Origin of the sequence: Pantoea leporis (assembly GCF_028048155.1) — a bacterium.
Taxonomy (GTDB): domain Bacteria; phylum Pseudomonadota; class Gammaproteobacteria; order Enterobacterales; family Enterobacteriaceae; genus Pantoea; species Pantoea leporis.
Genome location: NZ_JALMEU010000001.1, coordinates 1,226,825 through 1,246,065, shown reverse-complemented (window position 1 = coordinate 1,246,065; position 19,241 = coordinate 1,226,825). Strand labels below are relative to the sequence as shown.

The following is a 19,241-nucleotide window of genomic DNA, read 5'->3' as shown; positions in this document are numbered from 1 at the left end:
CGCTTGCGGTTTAATGCGTTAAGGCGCGGAATGCCGCGAGTTCCTCTTGCGGCATTCCCGCTTGTAACGCCGCGTCACAGATTTGCTCCCAGCTGTTGCTGTCGAGAGGAATGCCATCGCGTTCACGTGCCACGCGGTTTTGCTCCTCCCACTCGCCGGGCACCTGAATCGGTGCTTCGCCACTTTGCGGCGACTGTTTCACCCAATCCAGGAATGATTCCGCCTCTTCCTGCATCGCAGGCGCATCAAACGCATCCGGATTCACGATGATGGTGGTCATGCAGTTGAAAATGGCATCGTGGCTGGTGACCAGCGTCTCATCATGCGTGGTGCGTCCGCCGGACAGCGCGCCGCCGAGAATTTCACACATGGTTGCCAGCGCATAGCCTTTGTGCAGACCAAACGGCATCAGTGAACCATACGGCGCCTGATGCATCACGCCCGGTTCGGTGGTCGGCTGGCCTTGATGATCAATCAGATAACCTGGCGCGACCTGCTGCTCTTTATTCCACGCCACTCGCGTTTTACCAAAGGCGATGCCGCTGGTGGCGAAATCGAGCAGCAGCGGTTTGGCATTGCGGCGCGGGAAAATGGCGCAGAAAGGATTGGTGCCAAAACGACGATCGCTACCGTTAAACGGCGCGACCATCGGATCGCCCATCACGTTAACAAAATGGAACGAGACAAAACCGGCGGCCGCACACTGTTCTGCCCAATGGCCGATGCGACCAATGTGGTGCGAATGGTGTAAACCAACCGCCGCAATACCTAACCTGGCTGCGCGCTCAATACCGAGTTGCATCGCCTCAAAGGCCGCCACCTGACCAAAACCGTTGTGCCCGTGTAGCGTCAGCACCGCGCCGGCGTCTTTTGCAATGCTGGCATGTTGGTTGAGTTGCAAAAAGCCCTGTGCCAGCGATTTCATGTAGCTCGGAATCATGCCAACGCCGTGTGAATCGTGACCCGCCAGATTCGCGGCCACCAAATGGTCGGCGACCAGGCGCGCTTCTTCGGCGCTGCTGCCAGCATGTAACCAAATGGCTTGAACAAACTGATGAAGGCGAGAAGGGGGAATAAGATGCAGAGTACTCATACGGTCAATCTCCTTATCATGAACAATCATGCATCCTGTGCCGAAACCAGTAATAACCGCAAGTCAATGATAAGAAGTAAAGGGCCACAACGTGTGGCCCAAAAACTCAGTGCGGCTGTTCAAAGCCTGCTTTGACCATCTGATCGCGCAGCGCGCGGGTAATTTCACGGTTTCCGCCAGTGATCGGATAAATGACATTGTTGACGACATCGTCAAGATAGTGCTCTTCAAATTCCTGCAGGGTGAGTTGCGTGCCACCTTCATCATTAATCGCAATACTGCCGCTGATGTGGTTGCCGTAATCCTTTGCCTTAAGGCTATAACGCCCCATGCTGGTATTAATCGTGCTCATAAGAATCTCCTTGTTACGTCGGCATTGATAACAATCGAGGCCTCTTCAGGCGCTGTAAGTTTAGACTGCGGACAGGCGCTGAGTGCGGAATCAAGGAGAGGGAAAATCGCAGGCTGCGACCCGCCTCGCAGAATTAAATCGGCATTAAGCGAAACGATAGCCAAGGGTTGTGACCACTCTCGCAGCGCCCAGCGAAAGCAGAATGATCATCTATACTGGTTAGCAGACACGTTATTTTTCATACTTGAAGGAGCGAACAATGAAAATAATTCTGTGGGTCATCGCCATCATCTTCATCGTTGGGTTACTGACACTAACAGGCGTCTTTAAACTGATTTTCTGACAACAACAGGCACCTGCGGGTGCCTGAATTTTTTATTCAGCATAGGATTTTTCGCTGTCATTAAAAGACGCAATCGGCAGGATGAGATCGCCCAGCGTCAACGGTTTCTGACACTGTGCGCAGCAGGCGCCATGATGATTTATTGCATCGACCTGTTTGCAGTCCGTTAAGGTGTAAAAAAATTTAGTGCAACCGCAGCGGCTACAACGAATAGTCATGTCAGTTTTTTCCCCATCTCCGTCCTGGAGTATCGAGATTTATCTTATTCGTCGGGCGAGTTCAATTGATAAATTTTGTTAATTTATTCCATGCGTGAATAGTTGACACTAAGTCACTGAAAGCTATCTTATTGCTTGCCGTCATCATCACAACATGATTGCACTTTGTGTACATCCCTCAGTAATGCCTTTCCGTTTATCCGGCGTTTCAATTTCACATTCCGCATGAGGTAAAATTCGCCGTCAACCGAGAATTAGCCTGGAGATATTAAGCATGTTTTTTAATATCCTTTTGGCGATTACTTAGGAATGCGTCGTACAAGAATCTGAAAACTTTGCCTCAGGGTAGTGCATTTTTTCAGCACGAATTAACAGGAAATTACGTTGTGAATCGGCACTTTTCTGCAGTTTTGTTAGGCTGCCTTTTGACCTCATCGGTCTCATTTTCGGCATCAGCGGTAACAACTTCACAAGCCATCAAATCAGGCTGGAACACCTTTAGCAATAACGTGTCGCAAACCTGGTCGCAACCGCAGAATTATGATTTTTATCTGCCGGCGATTACCTGGCACAATCGTTGGACTTACGACGATGAACACATCGATAAATACAACGAGCGCCCGTGGGGCGCAGGTGCGGGCGTTTCGCGCTGGGATGAGAAAGGTAACTGGCACGGTTTGTACCTGATGGCGTTCAAGGACTCCTTCAACAAATGGGAGCCGATTGGCGGTTACGGTTGGGAAGCGACCTGGCGACCGCTTAGCGATCAGAACTTTCATTTGGGCGCCGGATACACGGCGGGTGTAACGGCGCGGGATAACTGGCGCTACATCCCGGTTCCGCTGATATTGCCTTTGGCATCAATTGGATATGGTCCAGCCACTTTCCAAATGACTTATATTCCCGGCACTTACAATAATGGCAACGTTTACTTTGCTTGGCTGAGATTTGAGTTTTAAGCGCTGGCGGCACGCATAAAGTGTGATCGGCATGCAAAAAATCAATATTTATCACTTTTTCATCAAATCGCACTGGACAAATGTCACCGCAATTGCTGTACTAGACGTCGACACAGTTTAGTGTCCTTTTTTCATGTAAAGGTAATATAGATGTCTAAGATCAAAGGTAACGTAAAGTGGTTTAATGAGTCGAAAGGCTTCGGTTTCATTACTCCAGAAGATGGCAGCAAAGATGTATTCGTACACTTCTCTGCAATCAACAGCAACGGTTTCAAAACTCTGGCTGAAGGTCAACGCGTTGAGTTCGAAATCACTGACGGCGCTAAAGGCCCATCAGCTGCTAACGTTATCGCACTGTAATTAACAGTTCGAATTCTGAAAACCCGCCTTCTGGCGGGTTTTTTTTATTCATTTTAGGCTCGCCACCAAATAATCATCCAGCTCGCTAAGGCAAGCATGCTGATGCTCAGCGCCATTAACTCATCGAAAGTGCGTGGAATAAGGTTTTTCATTTCGCCTGCCTCAGAAAGAGATTTCCCTCAGCATGCCAATGCCAGATTAAGCCAGCCTTAAGCCGTTATGACATTCTCGTGACAAGGCAGATTCTGCGGCACATCTCACAGATAACTTCCGTAACATAGCCACAACAATGCTTACTTGCAGATTTTTGTCCGACAACGCTATATAACTGCTCAGGGAAAATGAGGAGGCAGGATGAACATACGTCAGGCACAGGCAAAAGACAGCTTTGCATTGAGCGCGTTGCTAACCGAATTAGGTTATAGCGCGACGGAAGGATTTATCGATACGCGTTTGACTCAGCTTATTCATCATCCCGATGAAATGTTGTTGGTCGCGGAACACTGCAATCAGGTGCTGGGCTTCCTCTCGTTGCACTTTATTCCGCAGCTGGCATTGGCCGGCGATTTTGCCCGCATCAGCTACTTCTGTATTGCCGAAGGCGAGCGCAGCAAAGGCAGCGGGCAGCAGTTATTGAACCACGCCGAACAGCTGGCGCGGTCACGCGGTTGCGACCGTATGGAAGTGCACTGCCATTCATCGCGCCTCAAAGCCAACCAGTTCTATGCGCGTGAAGGCTATGTGGAATCACCGCGCTATCACATTAAAGCTCTGGGTTAAGATTGAGCTCGCGTCCGCTGGCTATCACGATGGCATCGGCGATGCTGTCGAGTTGTGCAACAGGCAGCAGCGCGGCGCTGACGCGAATGAACTGCCGGCTGCTAATGCTACAGCGTTCCCCGGGCAGCACGGCGATACCGCGCGCGGCTAGCGTGATCATCGCGTACTGCTCCGATTCCACCGGAATCCACACGCTCAATCCATCACGCTCTTCCAGCACCAGACCGCGTTTCGCCAGCGCGGCCAGTAACTGCTGGCGACGCTGCGCATAGGTGGCTTTGGCCTGCTGAATACGCTGCTGAGTCTCTTCATCATTGAGCATCCACGCCACGGCATCCTGCAAAATACGGCTGGTCCAGCTCACGCCAAAGTTGCGCCACGCTTGCAGGCGCTTCACCATTTCTGCGGTGCCTGATAACACTGCCAGCCGCAAATCCGGCCCATAAGCTTTAGAAAACGAGTGCACATGCAGCACGCGTTCGGGATAGTGGAAGCCGAGGCTAAACACTGGGTAGCGCGACAGATCGCCAATGCCGTCATCTTCGACAATGATGGTGCTGCTGTTTGCCAGCACGCGCGCCAGCTCTGCACTGCGACGCTGGCTCACGCTGTTTCCGGTGGCGGAATGGGTGCGCGGTTGATAGATAAACATCGCCGGAGATTTCTGCATCAGCGTGGTCAGCGCCGAGGGAATGGGACCTTGCTCATCGCAGGGCAGCGGCAGAATTTCAGCACCCATGTTGTCTAAAATATCCAGTAATCGCGTGGCAGTAGGATCTTCGATTACCACACGATCGCCCGGTGACAGCAATGTCTGCACGATCAGGTTCATGGCATCGAAGCCGCCATCGGTTGCCAACCAGGCTTCGGCGGGATAGGGCCAACGTGGCGTTACGGCATCCTGCAATTGCGGTGAAATCGCCTCACGCTGATAACTATTCAGTTGCGGCGACGCAATGCCCGCCAGCATCGCCCGACGCAGATCCGGCAATAACGTTGGATCCGGTGAGGCCATCGCCAGTGACGCCTGAATATTCTCGCCGTAATTGCCGATCTTCTCGAAGCGAATCGGACGCGGCATCACGCTGTTACCGCTCACCCACACGCCGCTGCGACCTTTACCCGCCAGCACTTTCTGCTTCTTCAGTTGCGCCCAGGCAGCGGAAACGGTTGCCGGGCTCACGCCCAATCGCTCAGCCAACTCGCGTACCGCCGGCATCTGCATGCCCACCGCAATCTGCCCATCGCGAATTAGCGTGGATGCCGCATGCGTGATGCCTTTCACCGAAGCATCCGTGATCTGCTGGCTGAGCCACTCCAAATCCACACTTTGCGTCATAAGAAAATCCTTTGTTCAGTAACAAATAATAGATTGTTCAGATTAGTATTCGCGATTTAGACTCAAATTCAAGCACTATTTGCTGCATAAATAATCACAGCCGCAGGGCTGGCAGAACAGACGGGGAAGGCAAAACTATGGTAACCATCAGACTGGCGGTACGTGACTGGGATTACTTCACACCGCTGGCACTTGGCGATATCAAGCCGGAAGGTTTCACGCTGGAGATCGATCGCGTTGGCACGCTGGTGGATAACCTCGCCACCAGCGATAAATACGATGCCGGTGAAGTGTCGTTTAGCCGCTTTGCTCAGGCCCGGGCAAAAGGTGACACTTCACTGTTGGGCCTGCCACACTTTCTGATGCGCGGTTTCCGTCAGCGCTGCATCATTACGCGCAGCGACAGCCCGATTACCTCGCCAGCGCAGCTGAAAGGTAAAAAAATCGGCGTCACCGGCTGGCAGGATTCAGGCAACACCTGGACGCGCACCGTGCTGCGTGAAGCGGGCGTGGAGATTGATGATGCGTACTGGTTTGCCGGGCGTTTGACTGAGGATCACCCGATTGTTGATCGTCTGGCCGGTTTTGGTCGTCCGGGGCGTATTGAACCGGCGCCAGGTGAGCGTCCACTGATCGCGTTGCTGAAAGCGGGCGAGCTGGATGCTGTGTTTACCCCTTTTATGCCGGAAGGTTTTTTCCTCGCCGATTCGGGTTTGCGTCAGCTGCAGGTGGATTTTGCCGCTGCCGAGCGCGACTACTTTAATCGCGTCGGTTATGTGCCGGGCATTCACTTACTGGCACTGAAGCCCGCCTTAGCGGAGGCGCATCCGTGGCTGCCTCAGGCGCTGAGCGACATCATCGATCGTTCGTACCAGATGTGGATGAAGAAGCGCGAGAAATACGCCGACACCACGCCGTGGCTGCTGGACGATTTGCGGCGCACCGCGCAGGAATTACCGGCCAACTGGAATCAGAACGGATTTTCCGTTAACAAAAAGATGATTGCCGACTTTGCGAATGAGCTGTTCCAGCAAGGCCTAACCCAAACATTGCTGACGCCGGAAGCGATTTTCCCGGCTGCGGCGCAAGGAGAATAACCATGAAAGTAGCAATGGGACAATTTGCCGTCAGCCGCGAATGGCAGGAAAACACCGATATCTGCATCGGATTGATGAACCAGGCATTGGCAGGCGGTGCTGATCTGCTGGTGCTGCCGGAAGGCGTGCTGGCGCGTGATATCGCCGATCCTGATCTGGTATTGAAAGCGGCGCAGCCACTTGATGGTCCTTTCGTCACGCAGCTGCTGGCGGTTAGCCAAGGCAACAATCTGACCACCATGATGAGCGTGCACGTGCCGACAGAAGGGCAGAAGGCGCTCAATGTGCTGATCGCCATTCGCAACGGCGAAATCATCGCCGAGTACGTGAAACTGCACCTTTACGATGCCTTCGCCATGCAGGAGTCGCAGCGCGTAAATCCGGGGCGCGAAATTCCGCCGCTGGTTGACGTGGCGGGCATGAAAGTCGGGTTGATGACCTGCTACGACGTGCGCTTTCCGGAGCTGGCGCGTCGCTTAGTGCTTGACGGCGCGGATGTGCTGGTGCTGCCGGCAGCGTGGGTGAAAGGCCCGCTGAAAGAGATGCACTGGGAATTGCTGACCACCGCGCGTGCGCTGGAAAACACCTGCTACATGGTGGCGGTGGGCGAATGCGGGCCACGCAATATCGGCAACAGCCTGGTAATCGATCCGTTGGGCGTGGCGATTGCCAAAGCGCCGGAATCGGCCGCGCTGGTGTTTGCCGATCTCGATCCACAGCGCATCGCCTACGCACGCAGCGTACTGCCGGTGCTGGAAAATCGCTGTTTTGCGCGTCCCGAACTTAAACCACTTTGATCGCTGGGGAATCTGACTGATGAAAATTCTTGCTACCGCCATCGCGCTGTCATTGGGCCTCACGGCCTGTTTCGCTCAGGCCGCCGACGTGATTCCTGCGCAAAAAGTGGATCAGGCGCTGCACGATCGTCTGCCAGCAGAGATCAAAAGCAGCGGTAAAATGATCTCGGTGAACAACGGATCTTTTCCTCCGTATGAGATCGTTAACGGTCCGCACTCAATGGACGGCGCTTCCGCCGATCTCACCGAAGCGCTGGCACAATTGCTGGGCGTGAAGATTGAACATGCCACCGTCAGCGGTTTATCGGGCGTGCTCACCGGCATTAATTCCGGCCGCTACCAGATGGCGATTGGCCCGATTGGCGATTATCCGGATCGTCAGCAGAAGGTTGATTTTATCGACTTCGTGCAGGAGTTCGTGGTGTTTGGCGTGCAGAAAGGCAATCCCTCGAAGATTAACGGTCTGGAAGATACCTGCGGTAAACGCATTGCGGTAATGGCGGCCGGTTCAGCAGAGCAGGTGATTCGCAAGCAGTCCGATGCCTGTGTCGCGGCGGGTAAACCGGCGGTGGTGGTGCAATCCTTCACCGACCAGCCATCGTCGATTTTAGCCGTGCGTTCAAAACGTTCCGATGCTTTTTTCTCCTCGCAGGCGCCGCTGACATACTTCATCGAACAGGCCAATGGTCAGCTGGAGCTGTCAGGCAAAGGCAAGAAAAACGGCTTTGGCGACATTTTCCAGGGCACCGTGGTACCCAAGGGTTCTGAACTCGGCAACGTGGTGCTGGATGCGTACAAAGAGCTGTTCAGTAATGGCACTTACGCGGCCATCATGAAGAAGTGGAAATTAGACGGCAACGTGTTGCAGCAACCGGGACGTAACCTGGCGCAAGGGGCAGCAAAATGAGTCCGGTCACCAACAATTCGCGAGCCAGGGATAAGGCCGACGTGCAGCAGCGCGATGTGGCTTTTGCCCGCAGTGCGCCCACTTATGGGCGCTGGATCTCATGGATTTTGGTGCTGGTTATTGCCGCGAACTTCCTCTGGCTGGTGGCGACCAACCCCAATTTCGAGTGGAACGTGGTGCTGCAGTGGTTCACCGAAGGTTCGGTGATGAAAGGCCTGCAGGTCACGCTCGGCTTGACGGTGGTGTCGATGATTCTCGGCACGCTGCTCGGGCTGCTGTTGGGCGTGTGGCGTCTCTCGGAAAACAAATTGCTGAGCGGCTTATCGTCCCTCTACATCTGGTTTTTCCGGGGTACGCCGCTGCTGGTACAGCTGATCTTTTGGTACAACCTGTCGACGCTGTTTCCCACCATCGCAATCACTCTTCCGTGGACGGATATCACTTTTGCCAGCTGGAACACCAACGATCTGATCACGCCACTGACCGCAGCCATTGCCGGACTGGCGCTCAATGAAGCGGCTTATATGGCCGAGATCATTCGCGCCGGCCTGCTGTCAGTGGATAACGGTCAGGTCGAAACCACCCAGGCGTTTGGCATGAGCCGCAGTCGTGCGCTGCGCCGCGTGATCATTCCACAGGCGATGCGTTCAATTATTCCGCCTACCGGCAACCAGTTGATCAGCATGATCAAAGCGACCTCGCTGGTAAGTGTGATCGCTATGGGCGATCTGTTGTACTCGGTGCAGGCCGTTTATAACCGCACCTTTGAAATTATCCCGATGCTGATGGTCGCAGTGATCTGGTATCTGCTTATCACCTCGATTCTTAACGTTGGCCAGTCCGCCATCGAGCGTTACTACGCCCGTGGCACCACCCGCACGGTGGTGAATAAACGTCGCGTTGCTGCTAACGAAGCCGCGCCTGCCGTCGCGCACCGTCTGAAGGAGGATGTATGAGTGAAGTTCAGCCACTGGTGCGTGCGCGTAATGTGCAGAAGAGTTATGGCGATAATGAAGTGCTGAAAGGCATCGATCTCGATGTGTTTCCCGGTGAAGTGGTGGTGATTCTCGGGCCATCAGGTTCGGGTAAATCCACCTTTTTACGCTGCATTAACCATCTGGAAGACATGAATGCCGGTTCGATTGTGGTCGGTGACGATCAGATCGGTTATGAACTGAAGCGCGGTATTCTGCATCGTCTGTCGGCGCGTAAAATTGCTCATCAGCGCCAGAAAATCGGCATGGTGTTTCAGCAGTTCAACCTCTATCCGCACATGACGGTGCTGCAAAACATCATTGAAGCGCCAATAGGCGTGCACAAGTTTGCACGGCAGGATGCACTCAAGCATGCGCGTGAACTGCTGGCGACCGTGGGATTGAGTGACAAAGCCGACGCCTGGCCGCGTCATCTATCCGGTGGTCAGCAGCAGCGCGTGGCGATTGCACGTGCGCTGGCGATTAAACCGGCGCTGATGCTGTTCGATGAACCCACTTCGGCACTCGATCCGGAGTTAGTCGGTGAAGTGCTGGCCACCATGCGCACCTTAGCCGATCAAGGGCTGACCATGATTGTCGTGACCCATGAAATTGGTTTCGCGCGTGAGGCGGCCGATCGCGTGGTGTTTATGGATGGCGGCGTGGTAGTGGAGCAGGGCAGTCCGGAGCAGGTGATTGGTAACCCGCAACATCCGCGCACGCAGGCATTTCTCAGCCGCTTTATCTGAGCAGGCGGTCTCACTCTGTTACAGATTGCAGTTGAGGCCGTTTATAAACTGCGCGTTAATAGTCAGGTCCGTTTTTCACATTGGTTGAAAGGTAAATTATGGAAGGTATCAGTATTGCCAAACTGCTGATCATCGGTGCGCTCATCGTACTGCTTTTTGGCACCAATAAGTTACGTTCACTGGGTGGCGATCTGGGTTCCGCAATCAAAGGCTTCAAAAAAGCCATGAAAGATGATGAATCCGGCGCATCCAAAAGCAGCGCTGAAGAAGTGCCTGCTGAACGTGTCAGCCACAAAGAGTAATCTCTGCGCCGAACGTCAATAAGTGTAAATATTTATTACGTTGATAAAAAACCAGACTGTCGCCAGCCTGGTTTTTGTTTTTTGCGTCTTAGTGCCAATTGGCGTAAATGATTTCCTGCTCATCCACATCAAATATTGTTGAGCCATATAAGCCATCAAAGTCGCTCAACCCATCCTGGGTATGCCAGCCCTGCAACATATCATCAGTTAAAATTAAGGGTATCAGCGATAGTCTTTCTTCTTCCTCGGCTGTAATAACATCAATGAGTGCTATTTCAATTTTGTCTGATTCACTCTCATCAATTGGCATAATGATTTCACCTATTTTAGGCTTAGTCAAAAACGGATAATCAACTTTGCCACCCATTACGCCTTGCGGATTAATGGGGACTGCACTAAAAACATGCTGAGCGACAGAAATATCGGTGGGCAGTTCAAACTGCCAGCGGCCTTGGCTATCAATTTCAGAGCTGCCGACCCACACATCATCAAGATAAAAGTATAACGTCGTACCAACTGGCGCATCACCGCTGAAAGACCCTTCATCCTCATTCAGATCATCAATAATGACCTCATTTTCAGCGATAACCTTTGACTGTACCTGTACTAAAAGTTGAGGTTTGGCACTCTCGCGTTCAGGTAGCGTGGCAATTTCCACACTCTCGTGGTGCATGCCGATAGCCGGTTGCCACAGTTGTGGCAGAGGAGCATTGAATTTCGCTTCCAGCAAATCAAAATTCCATTCAGGTTCAGGCTCTTCATTAATCACAGGGAGTACATTCTCCTGAGAAGTTTGAAAAGCAATATCTTCAGCATAAGGCATGATGTGTCGCACCACTTCGGGCATCACAGCGACAGTTTCATGACCCTTTAGTGGCAACTCTAAATGAATTTCATCGTATCGATGCTCAATACTGATAGCGGTAGCGATAAATGCATTGGCACATGAGGCGTGAGATGAAGTATAGGGATTGGTGTTATCTATGGGCGTGGTGCGCGCTTTAAGCGCATCCAAACTCTCACCGGATGCACTGTTAAGCCGCACATCGGGTATTTGACCTGACAAATCGGGTTCCCGGAGAAAATCGAGCCCCTTTAAGTGAGAGGATGTTTGCATTATCTGACCTTCAAAAATAAACACTGAGAAAAGAGAAATAGGCTCTTATGGCCTCAGCGATTAAAGCGACAGATTTGAGACAGGGATTAAGACTTTTAAGGAGATATTTGCGATTGCGCCCTGGTAAGAGCGCAATCGCGAAGCATATTACTTAACTTCCAGACCTTTGGCCTGCATATCGGCGTGATAAGAAGAGCGCACAAACGGGCCGCAGGCGGCATGGGTGAAGCCCATCGCCATTGCTTCTTCTTTCATTTCGTCAAACTCGGCCGGGCTAACGTAGCGCTGCACCGGCAAGTGGTGACGGCTCGGCTGCAAATACTGTCCCAGCGTCAGCATGGTGACGCCGTGGCGACGCAGATCGCGCATCACTTCAATGATTTCAGCATTGGTTTCGCCCAGACCGACCATCAAACCCGATTTAGTCGGGATATCCGGATGCGCTTCTTTGAAACGCTCCAGCAATTTCAGTGACCAATCGTAGTTGGCGCCAGGACGGACCTGACGGTAAACGCGCGGCACGTTTTCCAGATTGTGGTTAAACACATCCGGTGGCGTCGCGGTGAGGATTTCCAGCGCGCGATCCATACGACCACGGAAGTCCGGTACCAATGTTTCAATTTTGATAATTGGGCTTTTTTCGCGAATCGCGCTGATGCAGTCAGCAAAGTGCTGGGCACCGCCGTCGCGCAGGTCATCACGGTCCACTGAAGTGATGACCACATAACGCAGCGCCATATCGGCGATGGTTTGTGCCAGTTTCAGCGGTTCGTTAGCGTCAGGCATATTCGGACGGCCGTGCGCCACGTCGCAGAATGGGCAGCGACGGGTACAGATCGCGCCGAGGATCATAAAGGTCGCGGTACCGTGGTTGAAACACTCTGCGAGGTTAGGGCAGGAGGCTTCTTCACACACCGAGTGCAGACCGTTTTTACGCATCGCGGCCTTGATGCCCTGAATGCGGCTGGAGTCCGCAGGCAGTTTGATCTTCATCCATTCCGGCTTACGCAGAATTTCTTCACGCTCAACCATCACGGTTTTCACCGGGATCAGCGCCATTTTGTCGGCATCGCGATACTTGACGCCACGTTCCATCTGAATTGGTTTACTCATAAATCTGCAGGTTCCGGTCGGGATTGCGATTTGAAAGCTTCCTCACTCAAACTGAGAACCAGGCTTTCAACTTTTTTTGAAAATATGGCAAAAATTATATCATCTCGTCTGCCCATAAGCAGCCGATTCGCCGGTGCAAAAGTTACAATTTTGTAAATAGGCACGTACAGTCAAGGTCAGACCGCGGCATCACTTTGCCATTCCAGTTGGGTAAATCCGGTTAAACGGGCGAAATGCTGCACCAGACGCGGCTGCACATCTGCCGGTGTGACGCCCGGCTGCAGCTGGCTAAGCTGCGTCATTTGCATCCCGGCATATCCGCACGGATTGATGCGCAGGAACGGCGCTAAATCCATCGCCACATTCAGTGCCAGGCCGTGAAACGAGCAGCCTTTACGAATACGCAGCCCCAGCGAACAAATCTTGTCATCGCCAACGTACACGCCCGGCGCATCCGGTCGCGCCCGCGCGCTGATGTCATAGTCGGCCAGCGTGGCGATCACCGTTTCTTCTAACGCCGTCACTAACTCGCGCACGCCCATCTTGCGACGTTTCACGTCAATCAGCACATACATCACCTGTTGGCCGGGGCCGTGATAGGTTACCTGGCCGCCGCGATCGCTTTGTACCACCGGAATATCGCCCGGCATCAGCAGATGTTCAGCTTTCCCTGCCTGACCCTGGGTAAACACCGGATGATGTTCCACCAGCCAGATTTCATCGGCAGTGCTGCTGTCGCGTTGATCGGTAAAGTGATGCATGGCATCGGAGATGGGTTGCCAATCGCGCTGGCCGAGTTGACGAACAAGAAGCGTATTAGCTGACAAAGCAGAGATCCGGTAAAGAGTGGAAGGCAGAGTATAACGCTGGCAAAGCGGACTTTGCCAGCGCCAGAATTACAGCACCATGCGCACGATTTCGATGTTGCCTAGCTCTTCATACAGGGTTTCAACCTGCTCAATGTGGGTGGCGATGATGGTAATGGAAACAGAGTGATAGTTGCCTTTGCTGCTTGGCTTAACGTCCGGTTTGTAATCGCCTGGCGCGTGGCGCTGCACCACTTCAACCACTTGATCAACCAGCTCCGGTTGCGCCAAACCCATCACTTTGTAAGTGAAAGGCGTAGGGAATTCGAGCAGTTCATTCAATTTGGTTTTCATACATTGACTCCGGTGCTTAAAAAACAGGCTCCCGCCGAGGCGGGAGCAAAGATAGTAACTTAATTGGGGGCAAATTGGCGTTTTTTCAAGCGCGCCTTAGCCGAACCAGTGGTGGAACATCAGTTTGATGTAATCGATGATGCGGCCGAAGAAACCACCTTCTTTCACTTCATTCAGCACCACCAGCGGACGCTGTTCCACAGTTTTGCCGTCGAGCTGGAAGTTGATGCTGCCCACTACCTGATTTTTCTGCAGCGGCGCATGCAGTTCAGTGTTGTTCAGCACATAGCTGGCTTTGAGATCTTTCATGCGGCCACGCGGAATGGTCAGATAGGCATCTTTCTCCACGCCCAGCTGGACACGATCGCTGTCACCGAACCACACAGGCTCAGAGGCAAACTCTTTGCCCGCTTTCAGCGGTGCGACGGTTTCAAAGAAGCGGAAGCCCCACGTCAGCAACTTCTTGCTCTCGGTTTCTCGGCCTTTAAAGGTACGACCGCCCATCACCGCAGAGATCAAACGCATCTGGCCTTCCGTTGCCGAGGCGACCAGGTTGTAACCCGCTGCGTCTGTGTGGCCGGTTTTGATGCCATCGACGTTCAGGCTGGTATCCCACAGCAAACCGTTACGGTTGGTCTGCTTGATATTATTAAAGGTGAAATCTTTTTCACGGTAAACCGCGTACTCATCGGGTACGTCACGGATCAGCGCCTGGCCGATCAACGCCATATCGCGCGGCGAGCTGTATTGGCCTTCGGCATCCAAACCGTGCACGGTCTGGAAGTGGGTGTTTTTCAGACCCAGCGCGCCAACGTAGTTGTTCATCAGGTTGACGAATGCGTCCTGGCTGCCAGCAACGTAATCCGCCATCGCTACACAAGCGTCGTTACCTGATTGCAGCACGATACCGCGCGTCAGCTGAGAAACCGGCACACGATCGCCAGGCTTGAGGAACATCAGTGATGAACCTTTGAATACCGGATTACCGGTTGCCCAGGCATCTTTACCCACGGTCACGATGTCATCGTTATGGATTTTTCCCGCTTTGACCGCCTGACCAATCACGTAGCTGGTCATCATTTTGGTCAGGCTTGCCGGATCGCGGCGTGCATCCGCGTTCTTTTCGGCCAGCACTTTGCCGGAGTTATAGTCGATCAGCACATAAGCTTCAGCATCAATGTCCGGTACACCCGGAATCATAGTCTTAAGATTAACATCGTCCGCAAATGCGGCATGGCTGAGAGAAAGGGCGACCAGTGATCCCACTGTCAGGCGTTTCAGAAAACGAGAAGGTTTCAGCGTATTCATGTTCAGGACTACAACATCCGTGGGTTTAGAGTGAAAAAAGTGCCTAACTATAGCAAACGCCCGATCGGGCGACATCTTGCTTTGCAAATCAGTTTCAGCAGGAAATGTCACTGTCCGTTACATCGATGGACGGGCAGTGGTAATAAATGAGCTCATTTGCGCTTCAGTGTTCAGACGTTGCTGCAAGGCAGCGGCTTCGGCACGGCTTTTATAGCCACCTAACTGAATGCGATAGACGTTGCCATTGGCTTCAACCGCGCCCGGCACGCCAAAGCGTTTACCCAGACTTTCGGCCAGCTGACGTGCACGCGCCGGATCGTTAATCGCGCCGACCTGAACCACATAACCGCTGCCGGCATGGGCATTCTGGCTGGTAGCTGGTGCGGCAGCAGCGCCTGGCGCGGAAGACGTTGCTGGGGCTGGCGCGGCAACCGGCTCGTTCCCTTCCAGCACGCCCGTGGCTAACGGCTGTGGCGCGCCGAGAAAACCGCTGCTCTGGACGGGCGCACCCATGCTGTCACTGCTTTGCAAGGTGCTGTTATCGACAGCGCGCACATCCTGCGGTGCAGGCGCTGGCGCAGCATTGGCGCTGCCGCCCATCATCACCATGCCGCCGCCGAGATCGGGACGCGCAGGCAGGGCGTAACTCTGTTTGGCGACGGTGGTACCGATGGTGCCGGGACCGGAAACGGAACCATCCGGCGCCACTTTAATGTAATCAACACGCACGCGAGTATTGTTAGAGATATTCAGGCGATCGCCCGCCGCACGCGACAAGTCGATAATGCGGCCTGGCGTGTAAGGGCCACGATCGTTGACGCGTACCACAATTTGGCGGCCGTTGGCGAGGTTAGTGACACGCACATAGCTCGGCAGCGGCAGCGTTGGATGCGCGGCGGTCATGCCTTCCGGATCGTAAGATTCACCGATAGCGGTGCGATTCCCCTGCGCTTCGTCACCGTACCAGGTGGCTAAACCCACTTCGCTGTAGTTCGAGGGATCTTTGATCACGCGGTAGTTTTTACCGTTGACGCTGTAATCCTGGCTGGTGGAAGGATTGATCGGTTCATAGCGTGGTTCCACGCCAGGAATTTCCACTACCGGGCCGTTATAGGCCGGTTGCGGTGGCGCAGTATTATTCTGCGGTTCCGGTGTGGAACAGGCAGCCAGTACCAATGATGCCAGTGCAACCCCAAGCCAGTCCTTACGCATGTGCAGCCTCTTAAACGCTTTTAGATAACATTTTTCGATGAGTATGGATCGACATCACGATGCCAAATCCAGCCATTAACACAATCAATGCCGATCCGCCGTAGCTCACCAGCGGCAGCGGTACGCCAACCACCGGTAAGATACCACTTACCATGCCAATGTTAACGAAAACATAAACGAATAAAATCAGCATCAAACCGCCCGCCATCACGCGACCAAAGGTGGTTTGCGCGCGCGCCGCGATAATCAGTCCGCGCATGATCAGCAGCAAATAGAGTACCAGCAGTAATAACACGCCAACCAGACCGAGTTCTTCCGCTAAAACGGCAAAAATAAAGTCGGTATGGCGTTCAGGCAGGAATTCCAGCTGCGATTGGGTGCCGTGCAGCCAGCCCTTGCCGCGCAGGCCACCGGAGCCGATAGCAATCTTCGACTGAATGATGTGATAACCGGCGCCGAGCGGATCGCTTTCCGGGTCCAGCAGCATCATCACGCGGGCGCGCTGGTAGTCATGCATCAGGAAGAACCACAAAATCGGGATAAAGGCGGCGACCAGCAATACCGCGATACCAATCAGCTTCCAGCTCATGCCGGATAAGAACAGTACAAACAGGCCGGAAGCGGCGATCAGAATCGAGGTGCCGAGATCGGGTTGTGCCGCCACCAGCAGCGTCGGCATGAAAATCAGAATCAACGCGATGCCGGTGTTTTTCAGCGTCGGCGGGCAGACATCGCGGTTAATAAAGCGCGCCACCATCAGCGGCACGGCAATCTTGGCAATCTCCGAGGGCTGAAAACGCACAAAACCAAGATCGAGCCAGCGCTGTGCGCCTTTACTGATGTGACCAAATGCGTCCACCGCTATCAGCAATATCACGCAGACAATATAGAGATAGGGCGCCCAGCTTTCATAGACGCGCGGCGGCACCTGCGCCAGCACCAGCATAACGATGATGCCCATGGCAATTTGCCCGAACTTACGCTCGGTCATGCCTGGATCCTGTCCGCTGGCGCTCCAGATGACGATGGCGCTGTAGGTCAGCAAGCTGAGAATGATCAGCATAAACAGGGGGTCGATATGGATGCGCGTCCAGATCGATCTTTTCTGCGGACTATCGTTCATGGACATTGTCATTCACCTTCGTAGCCGGGCGGTGTCGGTGCGGCTTCTGGCAGCACGGTATTGTTGTCGCCTAACATAATGTGGTCGAGAATCTGGCGCATAACGGTGCCGACAGCCGGGCCTGCGCCGCCGTTTTCCAGAATCATGGTGACGGCCACGCGCGGTTTATCGTAAGGCGCATAGGCAGTCATTAATTTATGGTCACGCAGACGTTCGGCAATCTTGTGCGCGTTATAGACTTCATTTTCTTTCAGTCCGTAAACCTGCGCGGTACCGGATTTGGCAGCGATTTTGTAGGGCGCATCGGCAAAGCTCTTGTGCGCGGTACCGTTAGCGCGGTTGGCTACGCCATACATGCCGTCTTTGGCAATTTCCCAGTAACCTGAATGAATATCGCCAATCGGCGCATCCGGAACCTGGCGATAGGGCACCATGACCTGGCCTTCACGCGTGGCGCGCAGTAAGTGCGGCACTTTGATCACACCGTCATTAATCAGGATCATCATCGCTTTGTTCATCTGAATGGGCGTCGCGGTCCAGTAACCCTGGCCGATACCCACCGGAATTGTATCACCTTGATACCACGGCTTCTTAAAGCGCTTCAGCTTCCATTCGCGCGTGGGCATGTTGCCCGCGCTCTCCTGCGGCAGATCAATGCCGGTGCGATGGCCGTAACCAAACTTGGTCATCCACTCTGACAGGCGATCGATGCCCATATCGTAGGCAACCTGATAGAAGAAGGTATCCGCCGATTCTTCCAGCGATTTAGTGACGTTCAGGCGACCGTGGCCCCATTTTTTCCAGTCACGATAGCGCTTTTCCGAGCCGGGCAGTTGCCACCAACCGGGATCGAACAGGCTGGTATTGCGGTTGATCACGCCTGCGCTCAGCGCCGACACGGCAACGTAAGGTTTCACCGTTGACGCTGGGGGATAGGAGGCCTGCAGCGCACGGTTATACAGCGGACGGTTTTCGTCGCTTAACAGCGCTTTATAATCTTTGCTCGAGATACCGTCGACAAACAGGTTCGGGTCGTAGCTGGGGGTAGAAACCAGTGCAAGAATTTCGCCGGTGCGTGGATCGCTCACCACCACTGCCGCGCGGCTGCCGGTCAACAAGGTTTCGATGTACTGCTGCAGTTTGAGGTCAACCGTCAGGTAGATATCGCGTCCGGCCTGCGGAGATTGCTCGTGCAGCTGTCGAATGACGCGGCCACGGTTGTTAACTTCAACCTCTTCATAACCGGTTTTACCGTGCAGCACATCTTCGTAATAGTTTTCGATGCCGAGCTTGCCGATATCATGCGTAGCCGCATAGTTCGGCCATTTGCCTTCCTGATCGAGGCGCGTAACGTCGCGATCGTTGATTTTGGAGACGTAGCCCACTACGTGCGTCAGCGTCTGGCCGTACGGATAGTAGCGGCGCTGATAGCCTTTTACTTCCACGCCAGGAAAACGGTATTGATTAACGGCGAAACGCGCCACCTGCACTTCGTTTAAACCGATTTTGACCGGAATCGAGGTAAAGCGGCGCGAGCGTTTGCGCTCTTTGTCAAACGCATCGAGATCGTCGTCGGTCAGATCCAGTACCGGACGCAGATCCTGCAAGGTCTGCTTCAGGTTTTCGACCTTTTCCGGCATCAGTTCGGCCTGATAAATCGTGCGGTTTACTGCCAGCGGGACGCCGGTGCGATCGAAAATAATGCCGCGGCTCGGTGCCACCGGCACCAGCTTAATGCGGTTTTCATTTGAACGGGTGCTGTAGTCGTCAAAGCGCAGAATTTGCAGGTGGTACATGTTGACCACCAGAATGCTGGAGAGCAGCAGAATGCCAACAAAAGCCACCAATGCTCGGCGGACAAAAAGTTTCTGTTCGGCAGTGTAATCGCGAAAGGCGTTGCTCTGTAATTTCATCCGCTACATTTATTGTCTGGGGTTG

General features: G+C 53.6%; 21 protein-coding genes. 10 read left to right on the top strand and 11 right to left on the bottom strand.

Features of this window, described 5'->3' with window-relative positions; genetic code table 11:
• Nucleotides 1–10: 10 nt before the first annotated feature.
• Entirely contained in the window at nucleotides 11–1,093 is a 1,083-nt protein-coding gene (locus MWH02_RS05910; protein WP_271460065.1) for a malate/lactate/ureidoglycolate dehydrogenase, read from the bottom strand.
• 106 nt (nucleotides 1,094–1,199) lie between these two features.
• Nucleotides 1,200–1,445, bottom strand: a complete 246-nt coding sequence (locus MWH02_RS05905) for a hypothetical protein (protein WP_101763266.1) — start codon at nucleotides 1,443–1,445, stop codon at nucleotides 1,200–1,202.
• A 259-nt stretch (nucleotides 1,446–1,704) separates the two neighbouring features.
• On the opposite strand from MWH02_RS05905, the gene MWH02_RS23140 reads away from it, so the two are divergent.
• The 4 genes from MWH02_RS23140 (at nucleotide 1,705) to MWH02_RS05890 (ending at nucleotide 4,105) form a co-directional block, all read left to right on the top strand.
• A complete protein-coding gene (locus MWH02_RS23140) occupies nucleotides 1,705–1,788 on the top strand; it encodes a small membrane protein YohP (protein WP_085982494.1) in 84 nt (27 codons plus the stop codon).
• Nucleotides 1,789–2,392: 604 nt separating this feature from the next.
• The gene (gene pagP / locus MWH02_RS05900; RefSeq protein ID WP_192236648.1) at nucleotides 2,393–2,965 is read left to right on the top strand and encodes a lipid IV(A) palmitoyltransferase PagP; all 573 of its coding nucleotides are present in this window, start codon (nucleotides 2,393–2,395) and stop codon (nucleotides 2,963–2,965) included.
• A 150-nt stretch (nucleotides 2,966–3,115) separates the two neighbouring features.
• Complete coding sequence (cspE, locus tag MWH02_RS05895) at nucleotides 3,116–3,325, top strand: transcription antiterminator/RNA stability regulator CspE (protein ID WP_007890714.1); 210 nt, start codon at nucleotides 3,116–3,118, stop codon at nucleotides 3,323–3,325.
• Between the two features lie 354 nt (nucleotides 3,326–3,679).
• Nucleotides 3,680–4,105: a GNAT family N-acetyltransferase gene (locus MWH02_RS05890; RefSeq protein WP_271460064.1), complete on the top strand. Its 426-nt coding sequence runs from the start codon at nucleotides 3,680–3,682 to the stop codon at nucleotides 4,103–4,105.
• On the opposite strand, the gene MWH02_RS05885 is transcribed toward MWH02_RS05890, so the two are convergent.
• On the bottom strand, nucleotides 4,089–5,444 hold the full coding sequence (locus tag MWH02_RS05885; protein ID WP_271460063.1) for an aminotransferase-like domain-containing protein: 1,356 nt from the start codon (nucleotides 5,442–5,444) through the stop codon (nucleotides 4,089–4,091). The genes MWH02_RS05890 and MWH02_RS05885 overlap by 17 nt on opposite strands.
• A 137-nt stretch (nucleotides 5,445–5,581) precedes the next feature.
• Here MWH02_RS05885 and MWH02_RS05880 point away from each other — a divergent pair, with 137 nt between their 5' ends.
• The 6 genes from MWH02_RS05880 (at nucleotide 5,582) to tatE (ending at nucleotide 10,270) form a co-directional block, all read left to right on the top strand.
• Nucleotides 5,582–6,541 carry an ABC transporter substrate-binding protein gene (locus MWH02_RS05880; RefSeq protein ID WP_101763261.1) on the top strand — a complete coding sequence of 320 codons (960 nt, stop codon included), beginning with the start codon at nucleotides 5,582–5,584 and terminating at the stop codon, nucleotides 6,539–6,541.
• Nucleotides 6,542–6,543: 2 nt separating this feature from the next.
• Nucleotides 6,544–7,338 carry a deaminated glutathione amidase gene (locus MWH02_RS05875; RefSeq protein WP_101763260.1) on the top strand — a complete coding sequence of 265 codons (795 nt, stop codon included), beginning with the start codon at nucleotides 6,544–6,546 and terminating at the stop codon, nucleotides 7,336–7,338.
• A 19-nt stretch (nucleotides 7,339–7,357) separates the two neighbouring features.
• A complete protein-coding gene (locus MWH02_RS05870; RefSeq protein ID WP_101763259.1) occupies nucleotides 7,358–8,245 on the top strand; it encodes an ABC transporter substrate-binding protein in 888 nt (295 codons plus the stop codon).
• Nucleotides 8,242–9,201 carry an amino acid ABC transporter permease gene (locus MWH02_RS05865; protein ID WP_271460062.1) on the top strand — a complete coding sequence of 320 codons (960 nt, stop codon included), beginning with the start codon at nucleotides 8,242–8,244 and terminating at the stop codon, nucleotides 9,199–9,201. The genes MWH02_RS05870 and MWH02_RS05865 overlap by 4 nt, the downstream gene beginning before the upstream one ends.
• Complete coding sequence (locus MWH02_RS05860) at nucleotides 9,198–9,968, top strand: amino acid ABC transporter ATP-binding protein (RefSeq protein WP_110865712.1); 771 nt, start codon at nucleotides 9,198–9,200, stop codon at nucleotides 9,966–9,968. The genes MWH02_RS05865 and MWH02_RS05860 overlap by 4 nt, the downstream gene beginning before the upstream one ends.
• A gap of 98 nt (nucleotides 9,969–10,066) precedes the next feature.
• Entirely contained in the window at nucleotides 10,067–10,270 is a 204-nt protein-coding gene (gene tatE, locus MWH02_RS05855; protein WP_064740541.1) for a twin-arginine translocase subunit TatE, read from the top strand.
• 88 nt (nucleotides 10,271–10,358) lie between these two features.
• Here the strand turns inward: tatE and MWH02_RS05850 are convergent, their stop codons facing one another.
• From MWH02_RS05850 to mrdA, 8 genes are all read right to left on the bottom strand, one after another.
• A complete protein-coding gene (locus MWH02_RS05850; RefSeq protein ID WP_271460061.1) occupies nucleotides 10,359–11,387 on the bottom strand; it encodes a hypothetical protein in 1,029 nt (342 codons plus the stop codon).
• A gap of 147 nt (nucleotides 11,388–11,534) precedes the next feature.
• Nucleotides 11,535–12,500, bottom strand: a complete 966-nt coding sequence (gene lipA, locus MWH02_RS05845) for a lipoyl synthase (RefSeq protein WP_271460060.1) — start codon at nucleotides 12,498–12,500, stop codon at nucleotides 11,535–11,537.
• A gap of 176 nt (nucleotides 12,501–12,676) precedes the next feature.
• On the bottom strand, nucleotides 12,677–13,327 hold the full coding sequence (lipB, locus tag MWH02_RS05840; RefSeq protein ID WP_101763254.1) for a lipoyl(octanoyl) transferase LipB: 651 nt from the start codon (nucleotides 13,325–13,327) through the stop codon (nucleotides 12,677–12,679).
• A gap of 69 nt (nucleotides 13,328–13,396) precedes the next feature.
• A complete protein-coding gene (gene ybeD, locus MWH02_RS05835) occupies nucleotides 13,397–13,660 on the bottom strand; it encodes a DUF493 family protein YbeD (protein ID WP_008103691.1) in 264 nt (87 codons plus the stop codon).
• A 96-nt stretch (nucleotides 13,661–13,756) separates the two neighbouring features.
• Nucleotides 13,757–14,968: a D-alanyl-D-alanine carboxypeptidase DacA gene (dacA, locus tag MWH02_RS05830; protein ID WP_101763253.1), complete on the bottom strand. Its 1,212-nt coding sequence runs from the start codon at nucleotides 14,966–14,968 to the stop codon at nucleotides 13,757–13,759.
• A 117-nt stretch (nucleotides 14,969–15,085) separates the two neighbouring features.
• Nucleotides 15,086–16,180: an endolytic peptidoglycan transglycosylase RlpA gene (gene rlpA, locus MWH02_RS05825; RefSeq protein WP_271460059.1), complete on the bottom strand. Its 1,095-nt coding sequence runs from the start codon at nucleotides 16,178–16,180 to the stop codon at nucleotides 15,086–15,088.
• 10 nt (nucleotides 16,181–16,190) lie between these two features.
• Nucleotides 16,191–17,303 (bottom strand): peptidoglycan glycosyltransferase MrdB, encoded by a 1,113-nt coding sequence (gene mrdB / locus MWH02_RS05820; RefSeq protein ID WP_101763316.1) that lies wholly within the window; start codon nucleotides 17,301–17,303, stop codon nucleotides 16,191–16,193.
• Nucleotides 17,304–17,311: 8 nt separating this feature from the next.
• Complete coding sequence (gene mrdA, locus MWH02_RS05815; RefSeq protein ID WP_217547264.1) at nucleotides 17,312–19,216, bottom strand: peptidoglycan DD-transpeptidase MrdA; 1,905 nt, start codon at nucleotides 19,214–19,216, stop codon at nucleotides 17,312–17,314.
• Nucleotides 19,217–19,241: the final 25 nt, after the last annotated feature.

What these genes read in the sequence shown, in the direction of transcription:
- MWH02_RS05910 (WP_271460065.1), bottom strand. Translation starts at nt 1,093, where the DNA reads ATGAGTACTCTGCATCTTATTCCCCCTTCTCGCCTTCATCAGTTTGTT.
- MWH02_RS05905 (WP_101763266.1), bottom strand. Translation starts at nt 1,445, where the DNA reads ATGAGCACGATTAATACCAGCATGGGGCGTTATAGCCTTAAGGCAAAG.
- MWH02_RS23140 (WP_085982494.1), top strand. Translation starts at nt 1,705, where the DNA reads ATGAAAATAATTCTGTGGGTCATCGCCATCATCTTCATCGTTGGGTTA.
- cspE (WP_007890714.1), top strand. Translation starts at nt 3,116, where the DNA reads ATGTCTAAGATCAAAGGTAACGTAAAGTGGTTTAATGAGTCGAAAGGC.
- MWH02_RS05890 (WP_271460064.1), top strand. Translation starts at nt 3,680, where the DNA reads ATGAACATACGTCAGGCACAGGCAAAAGACAGCTTTGCATTGAGCGCG.
- MWH02_RS05885 (WP_271460063.1), bottom strand. Translation starts at nt 5,444, where the DNA reads ATGACGCAAAGTGTGGATTTGGAGTGGCTCAGCCAGCAGATCACGGAT.
- MWH02_RS05880 (WP_101763261.1), top strand. Translation starts at nt 5,582, where the DNA reads ATGGTAACCATCAGACTGGCGGTACGTGACTGGGATTACTTCACACCG.
- MWH02_RS05875 (WP_101763260.1), top strand. Translation starts at nt 6,544, where the DNA reads ATGAAAGTAGCAATGGGACAATTTGCCGTCAGCCGCGAATGGCAGGAA.
- MWH02_RS05870 (WP_101763259.1), top strand. Translation starts at nt 7,358, where the DNA reads ATGAAAATTCTTGCTACCGCCATCGCGCTGTCATTGGGCCTCACGGCC.
- MWH02_RS05865 (WP_271460062.1), top strand. Translation starts at nt 8,242, where the DNA reads ATGAGTCCGGTCACCAACAATTCGCGAGCCAGGGATAAGGCCGACGTG.
- MWH02_RS05860 (WP_110865712.1), top strand. Translation starts at nt 9,198, where the DNA reads ATGAGTGAAGTTCAGCCACTGGTGCGTGCGCGTAATGTGCAGAAGAGT.
- tatE (WP_064740541.1), top strand. Translation starts at nt 10,067, where the DNA reads ATGGAAGGTATCAGTATTGCCAAACTGCTGATCATCGGTGCGCTCATC.
- MWH02_RS05850 (WP_271460061.1), bottom strand. Translation starts at nt 11,387, where the DNA reads ATGCAAACATCCTCTCACTTAAAGGGGCTCGATTTTCTCCGGGAACCC.
- lipA (WP_271460060.1), bottom strand. Translation starts at nt 12,500, where the DNA reads ATGAGTAAACCAATTCAGATGGAACGTGGCGTCAAGTATCGCGATGCC.
- ybeD (WP_008103691.1), bottom strand. Translation starts at nt 13,660, where the DNA reads ATGAAAACCAAATTGAATGAACTGCTCGAATTCCCTACGCCTTTCACT.
- dacA (WP_101763253.1), bottom strand. Translation starts at nt 14,968, where the DNA reads ATGAATACGCTGAAACCTTCTCGTTTTCTGAAACGCCTGACAGTGGGA.
- rlpA (WP_271460059.1), bottom strand. Translation starts at nt 16,180, where the DNA reads ATGCGTAAGGACTGGCTTGGGGTTGCACTGGCATCATTGGTACTGGCT.
- mrdB (WP_101763316.1), bottom strand. Translation starts at nt 17,303, where the DNA reads ATGAACGATAGTCCGCAGAAAAGATCGATCTGGACGCGCATCCATATC.
- mrdA (WP_217547264.1), bottom strand. Translation starts at nt 19,216, where the DNA reads ATGAAATTACAGAGCAACGCCTTTCGCGATTACACTGCCGAACAGAAA.